Here is a 15719-nt window from a genome sequence, read left to right on the forward strand (position 1 = left end):
GTGGTCGCACTCGAACCGGTGGTCCAGGCCTACGCCTGGGGCTCCCGGACCGCGCTTCCCGAGCTGTGCGGGATCACCTCGCCGGCGCCCCACCCCGTCGCCGAGCACTGGTTCGGCGCGCACGACTCCGGCTCCTCGCGGTGCTCCGACGGTCGCGGCCTCGACGCACGGATCGCCGCCGACCCCGAGCGCGAGCTGGGCCCGCGGGTGCTGGCCGAGCACGGCGGGGGACTGCCCTTCCTGGTCAAGCTGCTCTCCGCCGAACAGGCACTGTCGCTCCAGGCCCATCCGTCCCCGGAGAAGGCGCGTGAGGGTTTCGCGGCGGAGGACGCGCGCGGGATCGCCGTCGACGCGCCGGACCGCAACTACCGCGACGTCAACCACAAGCCCGAGATCCTCGTCGCGCTCACCGAGTTCCACGCCCTCGTGGGCTTCCGCCCGGTGGAGCGCACGGTGGCACTGCTCGACGCGCTGGGCGTCGCGTCCCTGAAGCCCTACCGGGACATGCTCGCCGGGCAGCCCGACGCCGAGGGTCTGCGCGCGGTCTTCACCACCTTCGTCACGATGCCGCACGTCGTACTGGCCGGCGTCGTGCCCGACCTGGTGACCTGTGCGGTGTCCTACCTCACCGACCACGGGGTCGAGGGGCCGTGGTCCCCGGTGGCCGCGACGATCACCGAACTCGCCGAGCGGTACCCGACCGATCCGGGGGTCCTGGGTGCGCTGCTGCTCAACCGGGTCGTCCTCCAGCCGGGCGAGGCCGTCTACCTGGGGCCCGGGCAACTCCACGCCTACCTACGGGGCGTCGGTGTGGAGGTCATGGCCAACTCGGACAACGTCCTGCGCGGCGGCCTGACCCCCAAGCACGTCGACGTCCCCGAACTGATGCGGGTGCTCGAGTTCAGCCCGCTCGCAGACCCCACCGTCCGGGCGGTCGAGGCCGACCGCGACATCCCCGGCGAGGTCGACTACCCCACGCCCGAACCCGATTTCGCGTTGTCGCGCATCGACGTGCCGGCCGACGGCGACCCGGCCGCCTGGCGACCGGAGGGCCCCGAGGTGCTGCTGTGCACCTCCGGCGAGGCGGTCGTGGACTCCGACGGGACGAGCGAGGCCCTCGCGCCCGGGCGGGCCGTGTGGGTACCGGCCTCGACCTCCCGGGTGTGTCTGCGCAGTACCGCCGGGGCCACCGTGTTCCGGACCCGCGTCGCCGGCGGGTGACGGGGCCGACACCCCGGCGGGCCGTCCCGCTAGTGTGGGGCGGAAGTCTTTCGCGAGTCAACGAGGAGCTGGTCGAGGAACATGTCCGCTGATCTGCAGGTTCAGTCCGTCAACGGTGTCGAGTTCAAGGTGGCGGATCTGTCGCTGGCGGAGGCGGGCCGCAAGCAGATCCGTCTGGCCGAGCACGAGATGCCGGGTCTGATGGCGCTGCGCGAGGAGTACGCGGCCGAGCAGCCGCTGGCCGGCGCCCGGATCGCGGGGTCGATCCACATGACGGTGCAGACAGCGGTGCTGATCGAGACGCTGACCGCGCTGGGTGCGGAGGTCCGGTGGGCCTCGTGCAACATCTTCTCCACGCAGGACGAGGCGGCCGCGGCGGTCGTGGTGGGCCCGGAGGGGACCCCGGAGGCTCCGCAGGGCGTGCCGGTGTTCGCGTGGAAGGGCGAGACCCTCACCGAGTACTGGTGGTGCACCGAGCAGATCATGACCTGGCCGGAGACCGAGCCGAACATGATCCTCGACGACGGTGGCGACGCCACGATGCTCGTGATCAAGGGCAAGGAGTTCGAGCAGGCCGGCGCCGTGCCCTCGGACGACTCGGCCTGGTCCGCGGAGGAGAAGGTCTTCCACGCGCTGCTGCGTGAGTCCGTTCCGGCCAACCCGGGCAAGTACACGGCGATCGCCGAGTCGGTCCAGGGCGTGACCGAGGAGACCACCACCGGCGTCCACCGCCTGTACCACTTCCACAACGAGGGCGTGCTGCCGTTCCCGGCGATGAACGTCAACGACGCGGTCACCAAGAGCAAGTTCGACAACAAGTACGGCACCCGCCACTCGCTGCTGGACGGCATCAACCGCGGCACCGATGCCCTCATCGGCGGCAAGAAGGCCCTGGTGTGCGGTTACGGCGACGTGGGCAAGGGCTGCGCGGAGGCGCTGGCCGGGCAGGGCGCGCGCGTGCAGGTCACCGAGATCGACCCGATCAACGCGCTGCAGGCGCTGATGGACGGCTTCGACGTGGTCACCGTGGACGAGGCCATCGCCGATGCGGACATCATCATCACCGCCACGGGCAACAAGGACATCATCACCTTCGAGCACATGACGCGGATGAAGAACAAGGCCATCCTGGGCAACATCGGCCACTTCGACAACGAGATCGACATGGCCGGGCTCGAGTCCGCCGAGGGCGTCACCCGCATCAACATCAAGCCGCAGGTCGACGAGTTCGTCTTCGACGACGACGGCCGCTCGATCATCGTGCTGTCCGAGGGGCGCCTGCTCAACCTGGGCAACGCCACCGGGCACCCGTCGTTCGTGATGTCGAACAGCTTCTCCGACCAGGTCATCGCCCAGATCGAGCTGTTCACCAAGGCCGACCAGTACCCGATCGGGGTGCACCTGCTGCCCAAGATCCTCGACGAGAAGGTCGCCCGCCTGCACGTGGAGGCGCTCGGAGGCTCCCTGACCACGCTGGCCAAGGACCAGGCCGAGTACATCGGCGTGGACGTCGAGGGCCCCTTCAAGCCCGACCACTACCGCTACTGAGCGACGCCGGGGATGGTCGCACGGCTGGTGGTCGTCGAGGGACTCGACGGCGCGGGGAAGAACACGCTGACGACGGCGCTCGTCGCCGAGCTCGCCTCCCGCAGTCTCTCGGTCGGCCGCCTGGCCTTCCCCCGGTACGGCACCCTGCACGCCGACCTGGCCGCCGACGCACTGCACGGTGGCCAGGCCGGCACCGCGGACTCGCCCCACGCGATGGCACTGCTGTTCGCGATGGACCGGCACGCCGCGCTGGGCGAGCTCGCGCAGCTGGGGTCCACCCACGACGTGGTGCTGCTCGACCGGTACGTGGCCTCCAACGCCGCGTACACCGCCGCCCGGCTCGGTCCGGACCGCGAGTCCGAGGTGGTCGAGTGGATCGGCACCCTCGAGTTCGACCGGCTCGGGCTGCCCGTCCCCGACCTGCAGATCCTGCTCGACACCCCGGTGGAGCTGGCGGCACGGCGCGCGGGCTCCCGGGAGGCCGCCGATCCGGCGCGCGTCCGCGACCGCTACGAACGCGACGCGGAGTTGCAGGCGGCGACCGGGCGGGTCTACCGTCGGCTCGCCGCCGCAGGGTGGCGTTCGCCCTGGCGCGTGATCGGGGCGGACCCCCACGTGCGGGAGTTGGCCGACCTCGTCGTCGTCCCCCCTCCGGCCGCCGCGCCGCACCCCGGTCCGTCGGGTCGGCCGGGTAAGGTCTGAGAGGGCAGGAACACGACCCGCGGTGCGTGCCCACGGGTGGTGAGCCTGACGACGCCTACACGACACGCCGACACAAGTGGTGACCATGACCCCGAAGATCCTCGTCGTCGACGACGACGCCGCACTGGCAGAGATGCTCACCATCGTCCTGCGGGGCGAGGGGTTCGAGACCGAGATCGTCGGCGACGGAGTCCGGGCCATCGAGACGTTCCGCGCGGTGCAGCCCGACCTGGTTCTGCTGGACCTCATGTTGCCGGGCAAGAGCGGGATCGACGTGTGCCGCGAGATCCGCGCCGAGTCCCGGGTGCCGATCGTCATGCTCACGGCCAAGACCGACACCGTCGACGTGGTGCTCGGCCTGGAGTCCGGCGCGGACGACTACATCATGAAGCCCTTCAAGCCGAAGGAACTGGTGGCCCGCATCCGGGCCCGCCTGCGTCGCGGCGAGGACGAGCCCAGCGAGGTCCTGCACATCGGCGACGTGACGATCGACGTCCCCGCGCACACGGTCACCCGCGAGGGCACGCCGATCCCGCTCACCCCGCTCGAGTTCGACCTCCTGGTGGAACTGGCCCGCAAGCCCCGCCAGGTGTTCACGCGTGAGGTCCTGCTCGAGCACGTGTGGGGCTACCGCCACTCGGCCGACACCCGGCTGGTCAACGTCCACGTCCAGCGCCTGCGGGCGAAGATCGAGAAGGACCCCGAGAACCCGGAGGTCGTCCTCACCGTGCGCGGTGTCGGCTACAAGGCCGGCCCGGTCTCGTGACCACCGCTCGTCCCGACGACGCGGTGGCGTCCACCGGGGACGAGCCCGACACCCGGGACGTGACCGACTCGTCACCGACCCTCCGGGAGCGACTGTCCGAACTCGACCCGGCCGCCATCGGCGGTCGGATCGCGCGGCTGTGGCGGCGGTCGCTGCAGCTGCGGGTCGTCACCTCCACGCTGGCGCTGTCGATGGGCGTGATCCTCACGATCGCGTTCATGTTGCAGAGCCAGATGGCAGCCCAGCTGCTGTCGACCAAACTCGACGCGGCCATAGAGCAGGCCAGCAGGCTCCGCCTCACGGTGCAGGCGCAGATCGCCGCCACCGACGAGGGCACGAGCGAGCAGTCCCGGATCGACCAGGCGCGCAGCGCCATCAGCGACCGCGGACTCGCCTCCGACGGGGACTCCGTCCACGCCGGCACCTTCGACCCGATCCTCGTGGTGCCGGACCAGACCGGCCGCGGCCAGGTGGTCAGCCCCTCCGGGGCGCAGGTGCCACCGGAGCTGCAGTCCCTGGTCCAGCGGGGCAGGATCGCCTCCCAGTACGTCACCGTCGACTTCCGCGGCGAGCAGGCCAAGGCGCTCATGCTCGGCACGCCGACGGACTCCTCCATCCCCGGACTCGAGCTGTACCTCGTCTACCCGCTCACCGCGGAGGAACAGACCCTCGGGATCATGCGGGGGATCGTCGCCACGGCGGGCCTGGCGATCATCGTCCTGTCCGCGGCGATCGCGTGGATAGTGGCCCGGCAGGTCGTCCTGCCCGTGCGGCAGGCGGCCTCCATCGCCCAGCGCTTCGCCAACGGCCACCTCAAGGAACGGATGGTCATCCGCGGCGAGGACGACGTCGCGCGCCTGGCCATGGCGTTCAACGACATGGCGCAGAGCCTGTCGGACCAGATCACCCAGCTCGAGGAGTTCGGTGACCTGCAGAAGCGGTTCACCTCAGATGTCTCCCACGAGCTACGCACCCCGCTGACCACCGTCCGGATGGCGGCGGACATCATCTCCGACTCCGCCGCCGACCTGGACGCCCCCGCCAAACGCGCGGTGGAGCTGCTCGAATCCGAACTCGACCGGTTCGAGAGCCTGCTCACCGACCTGCTCGAGGTCTCCCGCCACGACGCCGGCATGGCCGAGCTCGCGACGGCCGAGATGGACGTGCGTACCTCCGTCGCGGACTCGGTCGGCACCGTGGCCCACATCGCCGAGGCCGCCGGGGTGGAGGTCGAGGTCGACATGCCCGACGAGCCGGTCATGGCCGAGGTCGACTCGCGGCGCGTCGAGCGGATCCTGCGCAACCTCGTGGCGAACGCGCTCGACCACAGTGAGTCCAAGCCGGTGAAGGTCACCCTGCGGTGTTCGGACGCCGCCCTCGCCGTCTCGGTCCGCGACCACGGGGTGGGGCTCAAACCCGGGGAGGAGACCCGGGTGTTCAACCGCTTCTGGCGCGCCGACCCCTCACGGGTGCGACGTTCCGGCGGCACCGGGCTCGGCCTGGCGATCGCCCTCGAGGACGCCAAGCTCCACGGGGGCCGGCTGGACTGCTGGGGCAGCCCGGGGGAGGGGTCCTGCTTCCGTTTGACCATCCCGCGGCGCCGCGGCGGCACCCTCACCTCCAGCCCGCTGCCCCTCACCCCCGAGGACGAGGCCAGGCTCGTGCGTACCGGCTCGCCGACCCCCCTCGAGCGGGTCCCCGGGGCAGGGGAGAGCCGGCCATGACCCGGCCCCGGCCCCGGTCCCTGCTCGTGTCGGTGGCGCTGGCCTGCGCGACCGGGCTTGCGGCGACCGGGTGCGCCACGCTGCCCTCGTCGTCGTCCCCCCAGGTCATCGACACCTTCTCGCCGGAGGGCAGCGAACTGTCGGTCCCCACACCGGTACCGGACCAGGAACCGGACCTCCTGGTCCGCGACTTCCTCAAGGCCGCGGCGATCGCCGATCAGCGGCACGCCGCCGCCCGTCAGTTCCTCACCCCGGACGCCGCCGAGAACTGGGACGACCTCGCGGAGACCATCATCGTGCTGCGCGCCGACCTCAGCGCCGAGGGCGGCCGGTCGGCCGACCGCGCCGAGTACACGCTGCGTGCGGAGAAGGTCGGCACCCTCGACCCCGGCGGCATCTTCCGCGAGGACGTCGGCCAACTCGAGGTCACCATCGGCCTGACCCGCACCGACGGCCAGTGGCGCATCGACGAACTGCCGCCCGGGGTGGTGATCGAGAAGGCCGAGTTCTTGTCGACCTACGCGCAACGGGACCTGTTCTTCCTCTCCGGATCCGGTGACGCGCTCGTCCCGGACCCGCGCTGGACGGCCGCCGACCGCACCGATCTCGAGTACTCGCTCGTCAATCTGCTCGCCACCGGCCCCCGGCCCGGACTCACCGACGCGGTCCTGTCCCGCGTACCCGCCTCCGTCTCCGTCCGCCCCGACGAGGACGAGGACGGCGCCGACGCCGCGGGCACCACCATCGACTTCGCCGGATTGCCGGTCCTCAGCAGCCAGGCCACCACCCAGTTCGCCGCGCAGGTCGTGTGGACCCTCGCCCGCGCCGACGTCCCCGGCCCCTACCGCCTCGAGCGGGACGGCGCCCCCCTCGACGAGCGATACGCGACCGGGTGGACCACCGAGGACGTCCGTGACTTCGACCCCTACCCGCCGGCGGAGCCCATGCGATACGCCCTCACCGCCGCGGACGGGTTGGTGCGGCTCGAGGCCGGCGGCGCACGACCGGCCTCGGGGCCCTGGTCGGAGGTGCGCGGCGGCACCAACGCGGTGATCTCCCACGACGGACGCAACCTCGCCGTGGTGACCGGGGAGGGGGAGATCGGACCGCGCCGTGTCCTGGTGGGGCCGATCGACGGCGCGCCCGCCGAGGCCCTCACCGCCGGGACGGTGGCCGGCCCGACGTTCCACCCGGTGACCGGGCGGGCCTGGGTGCTGGTCGACGACGCGCGACTGCTCCGTATCGGGATGGGCGAGAACGCCCCCGCCGTCCAGGAGATGGACGCCGGGCCGCTGCTCGCCCTCGGGGCGAGGGTGACCGGCCTGCGTATCGACCAGTCCGGAACCCAACTGGCCGTGGTCGTCGACGGCAAGGTGTTCATCGGCGCGTTGTCCGCCGAGACCGGACAACCGCTGCCGGGCACGTTCCGCCAGGTCGGCCGCGCACTCGGGGAGACCGTCACCGCCGTGGCGTGGCGGGACCGGTCCACGATCGTCGTGGGTCGCGACACCACCGAGGCCCCCGTCGCGACCGTCTCCGTGGACGGGGCGATCGCCGAGCCGTTGTCCCAGCGCAACATCTCGGGGCCGGTGACCGCGGTCGCGGCGGCCGGGCGCGAGATCTACGTGGTGGACCGGCGGTCCCTGCTGCGACTCGACACCAGTGCCGACACCGGTGACAGGTACTGGCGGGAGATCGCCGGACTGGCCGCCATCCGCGCGGACCCGGTGGTGGCGGGCTGAGCCGGTGACCGCCGGGGACGAGGGTGCGCCGGCCCGGTGGCGCGGCGGGGAGACCTGGACCGCGGCTCTCGCCGACCTGGTCGTACCCGTGGAATGCGCCGGATGCGGCCGCCCCCGTCACCGGTGGTGCCCGGACTGCGCCGCCACACTCGCGGGCGCCCCGCTGGGAGTGCGGACCCGCGCCGACCTGCGGGTGCCGGTCTGGGCGCTGTCCCGGCACGCCGGCCCGGCCGCCCGGGCGGTGTCCGCCTACAAGGACCGCGGGCGGGCCGACCTGGCACGGCCACTCGGAGCGGCACTGGCCGCGGCCGTCGACGTGCTCCGGGCAGACGGGGAGATCGCGGAGGCGGGCGACCGCCCCACCGTGCTGGTGCCCGCGCCCGCGTCGGCGCGGGCCCGGCGGCGGCGGGGGTTCGACCACGTCCGTGGCGTGGTGGACGTCCTCGCCGCCGAGCTCGCCGGCTCGGTGCCGGGCGGGCCGGTGGTGGTGGCCCCGCTCCTCGAGGTCCGGGGACGGGTGCGGGATGCGGCCGGGCTCGGCGCGCAGGCCCGCGCGGACAATCTCTCGGGGCGGATCCGCCGCCGCCCGGTGGGCGCAGGGTTGCGGGCGACCCCGGGGGCGCCGGCGACCGTGCCCGCCCTGTTGGGGACACCGTCGACCGTGCTCCTCGTCGACGACGTGGTCACCACGGGCGCCACCGCCGCGCAGTGCGTCGCGGTCCTGGACGCGGGCGGGTTGCGCGTCACGGGTGTGCTCGCCGTGACCGCCGCCTGACGGCGGACGACTCCCCGTGGGGGAGGGGTCGACGCGACCTTCGCGGTCCGCGGGTCCGCGCCCACGCGAGGGGGTAGGGTGGGTTTTGGACGCGTTCACCAGCACGTTCGCCGCCTGGCGGCTCCGGTGGACAGCGTCTGCAGAGTATCCACTCAGCCATGTGGGTGGCCCCTTCGGCCGGGATTCCGGGCGGTTACCGGATCGGCCGCAGCGGTCCGCCGCAGGCCCGATGAGGAGGAGCTTCGATGGCGAAGACCCCCGCAGTCCTGCTTGATCCCGCCACCTTCGACGGTCCGTCGACGGACGACCCCGGTACGCCGGAGGCCCCGGTCACCATCCGTGGCCGCAATGTCGAGGTCCCCGAACACTTCGCGAGCCGCATCAACGCCAAGCTCGCGAAGATCGAGAAGATCTCGCCGGCCATCCAACGGTTCGACGTGATCCTGCTGCACGAGAACAACCCGCGGCTGTCCAAGGTGAGCCAGCGCATCGAGATCACCCTCAAGGGCAAGCCCGGCGTCGCTCGCGCGGAGGCGGCCGAGGACACCTTCTACGCGGCCCTCGAGTCGGCGGTCGCCAAGCTCGAGCGTCAGATGCGCAAGGCCCGCACGCGGCGCAAGATCAGCCACTCCGGCCACCGGCGCCCCCAGTCCGTCGCCGAGGCGACCGCCGAGCTGACGGCCGACGCCGCCCCGGCCGAGATGCTGGACGGGGTCGACGGCGCCGAGTACGACGACGGGGTCGACGAGCAGATGCCGGGACAGATCGTGCGGAAGAAGGAGCACGACGGCGCCCCGATGTCGGTCGACGAGGCACTCGAGAAGATGGAGCTGGTGGGCCACGACTTCTATCTCTTCCGGGATACCGAGACCGGACGCGCCACCGTCGTCTACCGCCGGCACGCGTTCGACTACGGGCTCATCACCCTGAGCGACGAGGGCTGACGGCCCCGTCCCGTAACCCCCGAGGGCGGTCCGGTCCCCCCTGACCGGACCGCCCTCGGCGTGTCACGACGGCCCACAGCGCCTAGGATGAGGACGGGCCCGCGTGTCGCCACGCAGGTCGCCGTATCCACGACCACTTCCCCGACCACGAGGACGTTCGAGACTGTGTCGATTCTTTCCAAGCTGCTCCGTGCCGGCGAGGGGCGAAAGCTCAAGAAGTACACCGCTCTCGCCGACTACGTGGACACACTCGCCGACGAGACGGAGAAGCTGAGCGACGACGAACTGCGGGCAAAGACCGACGAGTTCAGGCGTCGCGTCGCCGACGGGGAGACGTTGGACGAGCTCCTCCCGGAGGCCTTCGCGGTGGCCCGCGAGGCGGCCCACCGGGTCCTCGGTCAGAAGCCCTACAAGGTGCAGATCATCGGCGCCATCGTGCTGCACACCGGCTCGGTCGCCGAGATGAAGACCGGCGAGGGCAAGACCCTGACCTGTGTGTTGCCGGCCTACCTCAACGCCCTCGCCGGGAACGGCGTGCACGTGGTCACCGTCAACGACTACCTGGCCAAGCGCGACGCGGAATGGATGGGTCGCGTCCACCGCTTCCTGGGCCTGTCGGTGGGAGCGATCCTCGGCGGGATGACCCCGGCGCAGCGCCGCGAGGCCTACCACGCCGACATCACCTACGGCACCAACAACGAGTTCGGCTTCGACTACCTGCGCGACAACATGGCGCACGACACCGCCGACCTGGTCCAGCGCGGCCACAACTACGCGATCGTGGACGAGGTCGACTCGATCCTCATCGACGAGGCGCGGACCCCGCTCATCATCTCGGGACCCGCCGACGGTTCCAGCAAGTGGTACGGCGAGTTCGCACGCATCGCGCCGCTGCTGGAGGAGGGGACCCACTACGAGGTCGACCGCAAGAAGCGGACCATCGGCGTGACCGAGCAGGGCGTGGAGTTCGTCGAGGACCAGCTGGGGATCGACAACCTCTACGAGGCCGCGAACTCGCCCCTGGTGAGCTACCTGAACAACTCCATCAAGGCCAAGGAGCTGTTCACCAAGGACAAGGACTACATCGTCCGCGACGGTGACGTGATCATCGTCGACGAGTTCACCGGCCGAGTCCTCGACGGGCGTCGCTACAACGAGGGCATGCACCAGGCGATCGAGGCCAAGGAGCGGGTCGAGATCAAGGCCGAGAACCAGACGCTGGCCACCATCACCCTGCAGAACTACTTCCGGCTCTACGACAAGCTGGCGGGCATGACGGGCACGGCCGAGACCGAGGCCGCCGAGCTCTACTCGATCTACAAGCTCGAGGTCATGCCCATCCCGACCAACCGGCCGATGGCCCGCGAGGACCAGGCGGACCTCATCTACAAGACGGAGGAGGCGAAGTTCGCCGCCGTCGTGGAGGACATCGCCGAGCGGGTCGAGAAGAAGCAGCCGGTGCTCGTGGGCACCGCCTCGGTCGAGCGCAGTGAGCACCTGTCCAAGCTGCTCACGCGCAAGGGCATCAAGCACCACGTCCTCAACGCCAAGTTCCACGCCTCGGAGGCGCAGATCATCGCGCAGGCCGGACGGCCCGGTGCGGTCACGGTCGCCACGAACATGGCCGGCCGCGGCACCGACATCGTCCTCGGCGGCAACGCCGACATCATCGCCGACCTCAACCTGCGCGAGCGCGGACTCGACCCGGTCACCACCCCGGAGGAGTACGAGCAGGCCTGGGACACCGAGATCGAGCGGATGCGCACGCTCACCAAGGAGGAGGCGGAGCGGGTCCGCCAGGCCGGTGGCCTGTACGTGCTCGGCACCGAGCGGCACGACTCGCGGCGCATCGACAACCAGCTGCGCGGGCGCTCGGGACGTCAGGGCGACCCGGGCGAGTCACGCTTCTACCTCTCACTGGGTGACGAGCTCATGAGGCGCTTCAACGGTGCTGCCGTCGAGGCGATCATGAATCGCCTGAGCCTGCCCGACGACGTGCCGATCGAGGCCGGCATGGTCTCGCGGGCCGTGAAGAACGCCCAGACGCAGGTCGAGTCGCAGAACTTCGAGATCCGCAAGGACGTCCTCAAGTACGACGAGGTGATGAACCAGCAACGCACGGTGATCTACCGTGAGCGCAAGCGGATCCTCGAGGGCGAGGACATCACCGACCAGGTCGAGTCGATGATCTACCAGGTCGTCAGCGCCTACGTCGACGGTGCCACCGCCGAGGGGTACGTCGAGGACTGGGACCTGGACAAGCTGTGGGACGCGCTCCACCAGCTCTACCCGGTGACGATCGCGGCGCAGGACATCATCGACGGCGACGAGTACGGGTCGTCCGGCGACCTGTCCGCCAAGAACCTCAAGGACGCCGTCCTCGACGACGTCTTCGCCCGCTACGACGAGCGTGAGGCAGAGATCGAGGGCATCGGTGGCGAGGGTGCCATGCGTCAGCTCGAGCGGTCGGTCATGCTGCAGGTCCTCGACCGGAAGTGGCGCGAGCACCTCTACGAGATGGACTACCTCAAGGAGGGCATCGGCCTCCGCGCGATGGCCCAGCGTGACCCGCTCGTCGAGTACCAGCGCGAGGGCTACGACATGTTCTCGGTGATGATGGACGGCGTCCGTGAAGAGACGGTGGCGTTCCTCTTCAACGTCAAGGTCGAGGCCAACCAGCAGCAGAAGGCGATGGCCGGTCCCTCCGCGTCGCAGGCGGCGGCACTCGCCGGCGCCAACCCGATCCTCCGGGCCGCCGGTACCGGCCGGGATGTGAGTGCGGACCAGATGCAGTTCTCCGGCCCGTCGGAGAGTGGCGACCCGGAGCTGGTCGACGAGGGTGCCTCCGCGAACCGGGCGGAGCGGCGGTCTCAGGAGCGGCAGCAGCGCGCAGAGCGCCGCGAGAGGGCGGCCAAGGCCGCCACGAGGGGCCGCCGGGACTGACCCGGCACCCCCGCGCGGCCCGCGGGATGGTTCAGACCAACCTGAGGGCCACGCAGCCGGCACCGGTGGGGGTGACCCGAATGCGGGCCGCGACGGCGAACAGTCGCGGCCCGCGGGCGTACGTGGCGCAGACCTCGTAGTCCACCGCCTCCGCGTCCGGCGCTCGTCCGGGGTCGGCCGTGCGGCCTTCCGACCTGCCGGGCTCCGACCTGCCGGGCTCCGACCTGCCGGGCTCCGACCTGCCGGGCTCCGCCCGACCGGGGTCGGCGGCGTGGATGTGCAGCCGGTGAACCCTGGCCGGTCCCAGGTGCTGTCCGGGCACACCGTCACGCGCGAGCGTGCGCAGCATCTCTGCGAGATGGGGCGGGAACGCGCCCCTGGTGTGGTGCGGGGCCCGCCTGCGATCCACGACTTCCAGAGCCATGACGACCAGGGCGTGTGCGGCCCGCCGCGCGGGGACCGGGACGCCGCGTTCCGGAGCCGGCACCGGCCTGGCGGGCGGGGTGACGACGCACTCCCGATCCGTCGTCCCCGCGGCCCCCGGCACTCCCGGCGCGGGTTCGGTGGAGGGTAGGGGCCGGACGCGGCCGGCCTCCCGATCGGTTTCGGCCGACCGGTGAGGCCGCACCGTCGTGGGTGGCGAAACGGGCGTCGGTGCCATCTGGGGTCTGCTCCCTCCCGCGCCGGACCCGGGGTGGTCTGGCGTGCTCTACCCCTCATGACGCGCCGGAACGGGCGCCCGGTTCCACCTCGCCTACTGCACCGTGCCCGGGTGTTGCCTAGGCTGTCCCCATGCGTGGACTGATAGTCGACTACTTCGGGGTGCTGGACGGCACGGAGGAGGACCGTGAGAACTGGCGGTCGATCCTGACCGGTGCGAGGGCGAATGACGTCCGTCTCGCCGTGCTGAGCAATGAACCCGAGGGGCCGGGGGCGGACCGTGTCCGGGAGGACGCCCGCGATCTCGGGATCGAGCACGTGGTGCTCAGCGGTGTGACCGGGGTGGAGAAGCCCGAGCCCGAGGCGTTCCTGGAGGCGGCGCGCCGGCTCGAACTCGAGCCGCGGGAGTGCGTGATGGTCGACGACGCCATCGAGAACGTCCTCGGCGCCGTGCGGACCGGCATGATCGGCGTGTTCTACCAGGTGTTCGATCGTGCGGCCGTGGAGATCCGGGGACTCCTCGGGTTGGACGAGGTGGTCTGACACCGTGGCGACCAGGTTGGCCACCGCGGACGCGGATCTGCTCCTCGGTGACGCCGCGCGTTCCCGGAGCAGGCACTCGTGCTCGTTGGCGCTGGTCGCCAGGGACGAACCGTGGGACATCGACCGCGTCATGGAGTTCGTCGACGCCCGCCTGGCCGACGCGCCCCGGTACCGTCAACGGATCCGGCACATCCCCTTCTCCCTGGCCAGGGCCGTGTGGGTGGACGACCCGGACTTCGACCTCAGTTTCCACGTCCGGCGGTCGGCGCTCCCCGCTCCCGGCGGGATGCGGCAGCTGGCCGACCTCGTGGCGCGGCTCGTCGACAGGCCACTGGAGGCGGATCGCCCGCTGTGGGAGCTGTACCTCATCGAAGGGCTTCCGGATGGACGGTTGGCGATCCTCACCAAGACGCACCATGCGCTGCTGGGCGGTCCCCACGCCGTGGATCTCGCCCAGGTGCTCGTGACGGACGAGCGGGCCTCCGCGGATGTCGACGAGGTCGCCACGTGGACCCCGGTGCCGGCGCCCGGGGACGGGGTCCTCGTCCTGGACGCGCTCATGACCATCGCGACCGACCCCCTGGAGCTGGTGCGCCGCTCGGCCCGCCTGGCTCACGCGCTGGAGCGGGCCACCCGCGGACTGGTCGGCGCGGCGAATCTGTCGGTGCTCCGTCCCGCAGGCGGTCTGGCGGAGATGTTCCGCACCACCCGTCCCCGCGGGAGCCGGGTGGGGTTGGCGTCCTTCCCCCTCGCGCAGGCGCGGGAGATCGCGCGCGAGCACTCCTGCAAGGTGAATGACGTCGTGCTCGCCGTGCTCTGCGGGGCTCTGCGGTCCTGGATCCTGTCGTGCGGCCACCCCCTGTCCACCTCGGACACGCTCAGGGCGATCGTGCCGATGGCGGTGACCTCGGAGGCCGACGGGTCGGAGAACCAGAGCGAGGCCACCTCGGCGGAGATCGCCTCGGCGCTCATCGGCATGCCGGTCGGGGAGCCCAATCCCCGTATGCGTCTGGCGCAGATCGCCCGCGAGACGGCCACCCAGCGTCATCCGCGTGAGGCCGTGGGGGCCAAATCCCTGGCGCGGCTGTCCGGGTTCGCTCCGCCCACATTGCACGCGCTGGCCTCCCGGGCGGCGATCATGTTGCCGTCGGAGAGCTACGACCTGGTCGTCACCAACGCGCCCGGCCCCCAGCGCAAGGTGTTCTGGGGCGATGGCGAACTCGTCGAGGTCTACCCCGTCCCGGCCCTGCTCGAGGGGCAGGCGCTGGCCGTGTCGATGAGCAGCTATGCCGGGACCGTGTACTGCGGGTTCACCTCGGATCGCCAGGCCGTCCCGGACGTGGAGGAGATCGGAGAGCTCATCTCGTCCGCGTTGGACGAGCTCACCGGCACCGCCGGTTGAGCAGCACCGCCTGCTGACCATCACCCGCCCGAGGAGAGTCCATCATGCGTTTGTTCGTCCCCGCCACCATGGCGATGCTCGAGACCCTGCTCGAGGCAGGGGAGATGCCCGTGCGGAGCGGCACCGCGTTCGCGGCGACCCCCGCGCTCATCGAGTCCTACGCCGAGGGCGACATGGAGGAGATCGAACACGTGGCGTTCCTCGAGGCCGCGCGGGCGTCGCTCCGGCTGCTCGGCGGTGAACTCGACTCCGGCGCCGCGCACGAGGCCCACCCGTACCGGCGGGTCGTGGTGAGCGCGGACGTCCCCGACGGGCGGGTGCAGCCGCGGCCGGACCTGGACACCGCCGTGGTGCGGCTGGACGGTGCCACGGTGGGGACCGCGGAGATCGCCGCCGTCCACGTTGATCTGGCCGGGGCCGTGGACCTGGTGAAGGACGCGGTCGAGGTGGTGGACCGTGCGGATCTGGGGGACGAGGACGCCGAGCTCACCGTCGGTGACGCCCTCGACGTGGACCTGGCGTGGTACGACGCGGTGGAACTGCCGTTCCTGCTCACGCTGCTCTAGGGGTGCGGGCGCACCCGGGCCGGACACCGCCCGGATGCCGGGACTGCCCCGATCGCCTGCGGACCCGGGTCGACGGCGTGGAGAATCGGCCCGGGGGATCCCGCCGGACGGGAACCTACGCTACCGTAGGTTCATAGTCCGGAAGCGGCGGTCCGACCCCCGGGCCGCGGGGATCCGTTTTCA

13 protein-coding genes are annotated in these 15719 nt (G+C 71.4%); 12 read left to right on the forward strand and 1 reads right to left on the reverse strand.

What is annotated here, in order from left to right:
• The 9 genes from manA to secA all read left to right on the forward strand — a co-directional run bounded on the left by manA (position 1) and on the right by secA (position 12365).
• A complete protein-coding gene (manA, locus tag OVA21_RS03165) occupies positions 1 to 1221 on the forward strand; it encodes a mannose-6-phosphate isomerase, class I (protein ID WP_067712274.1) in 1221 nt (406 codons plus the stop codon).
• Between the two features lie 81 nt (positions 1222 to 1302).
• The gene (gene ahcY / locus OVA21_RS03170; RefSeq protein ID WP_067712277.1) at positions 1303 to 2769 is read left to right on the forward strand and encodes an adenosylhomocysteinase; all 1467 of its coding nucleotides are present in this window, start codon (positions 1303 to 1305) and stop codon (positions 2767 to 2769) included.
• A gap of 12 nt (positions 2770 to 2781) precedes the next feature.
• Entirely contained in the window at positions 2782 to 3471 is a 690-nt protein-coding gene (locus OVA21_RS03175) for a dTMP kinase (protein WP_163376652.1), read from the forward strand.
• Positions 3472 to 3556: 85 nt separating this feature from the next.
• Positions 3557 to 4237, forward strand: coding sequence for an MtrAB system response regulator MtrA (gene mtrA, locus OVA21_RS03180; protein ID WP_069388702.1), 681 nt, complete (start codon positions 3557 to 3559; stop codon positions 4235 to 4237).
• Entirely contained in the window at positions 4234 to 5961 is a 1728-nt protein-coding gene (gene mtrB / locus OVA21_RS03185; RefSeq protein WP_259821136.1) for an MtrAB system histidine kinase MtrB, read from the forward strand. Before mtrA ends, mtrB begins: the two co-directional genes overlap by 4 nt.
• The gene (locus OVA21_RS03190; protein ID WP_163376653.1) at positions 5958 to 7703 is read left to right on the forward strand and encodes an LpqB family beta-propeller domain-containing protein; all 1746 of its coding nucleotides are present in this window, start codon (positions 5958 to 5960) and stop codon (positions 7701 to 7703) included. Before mtrB ends, OVA21_RS03190 begins: the two co-directional genes overlap by 4 nt.
• A 4-nt stretch (positions 7704 to 7707) precedes the next feature.
• Positions 7708 to 8478, forward strand: a complete 771-nt coding sequence (locus OVA21_RS03195) for a ComF family protein (protein WP_167457921.1) — start codon at positions 7708 to 7710, stop codon at positions 8476 to 8478.
• Between the two features lie 245 nt (positions 8479 to 8723).
• The gene (gene hpf, locus OVA21_RS03200) at positions 8724 to 9422 is read left to right on the forward strand and encodes a ribosome hibernation-promoting factor, HPF/YfiA family (protein WP_069388695.1); all 699 of its coding nucleotides are present in this window, start codon (positions 8724 to 8726) and stop codon (positions 9420 to 9422) included.
• Between the two features lie 165 nt (positions 9423 to 9587).
• On the forward strand, positions 9588 to 12365 hold the full coding sequence (secA, locus tag OVA21_RS03205; RefSeq protein ID WP_067712293.1) for a preprotein translocase subunit SecA: 2778 nt from the start codon (positions 9588 to 9590) through the stop codon (positions 12363 to 12365).
• Between the two features lie 31 nt (positions 12366 to 12396).
• Here the strand turns inward: secA and OVA21_RS03210 are convergent, their stop codons facing one another.
• Positions 12397 to 12789, reverse strand: a complete 393-nt coding sequence (locus tag OVA21_RS03210; protein ID WP_240341453.1) for a hypothetical protein — start codon at positions 12787 to 12789, stop codon at positions 12397 to 12399.
• Between the two features lie 368 nt (positions 12790 to 13157).
• Between OVA21_RS03210 and OVA21_RS03215 the strand changes: the two genes are divergently transcribed.
• From OVA21_RS03215 to OVA21_RS03225, 3 genes are read left to right on the forward strand one after another with little or no spacing between them, the layout of a single operon-like run.
• The gene (locus tag OVA21_RS03215; RefSeq protein WP_067712297.1) at positions 13158 to 13568 is read left to right on the forward strand and encodes an HAD family hydrolase; all 411 of its coding nucleotides are present in this window, start codon (positions 13158 to 13160) and stop codon (positions 13566 to 13568) included.
• Positions 13569 to 13572: 4 nt separating this feature from the next.
• A complete protein-coding gene (locus OVA21_RS03220) occupies positions 13573 to 14970 on the forward strand; it encodes a wax ester/triacylglycerol synthase family O-acyltransferase (RefSeq protein ID WP_069388692.1) in 1398 nt (465 codons plus the stop codon).
• Between the two features lie 44 nt (positions 14971 to 15014).
• Positions 15015 to 15536: a DUF6912 family protein gene (locus tag OVA21_RS03225; RefSeq protein ID WP_067712302.1), complete on the forward strand. Its 522-nt coding sequence runs from the start codon at positions 15015 to 15017 to the stop codon at positions 15534 to 15536.
• The last annotated feature ends 183 nt before the right edge of the window (positions 15537 to 15719 follow it).

The sequence above is a fragment of the Dietzia sp. SL131 genome (assembly GCF_026672565.1).
Taxonomy (GTDB): Bacteria; Actinomycetota; Actinomycetes; order Mycobacteriales; family Mycobacteriaceae; genus Dietzia; species Dietzia kunjamensis.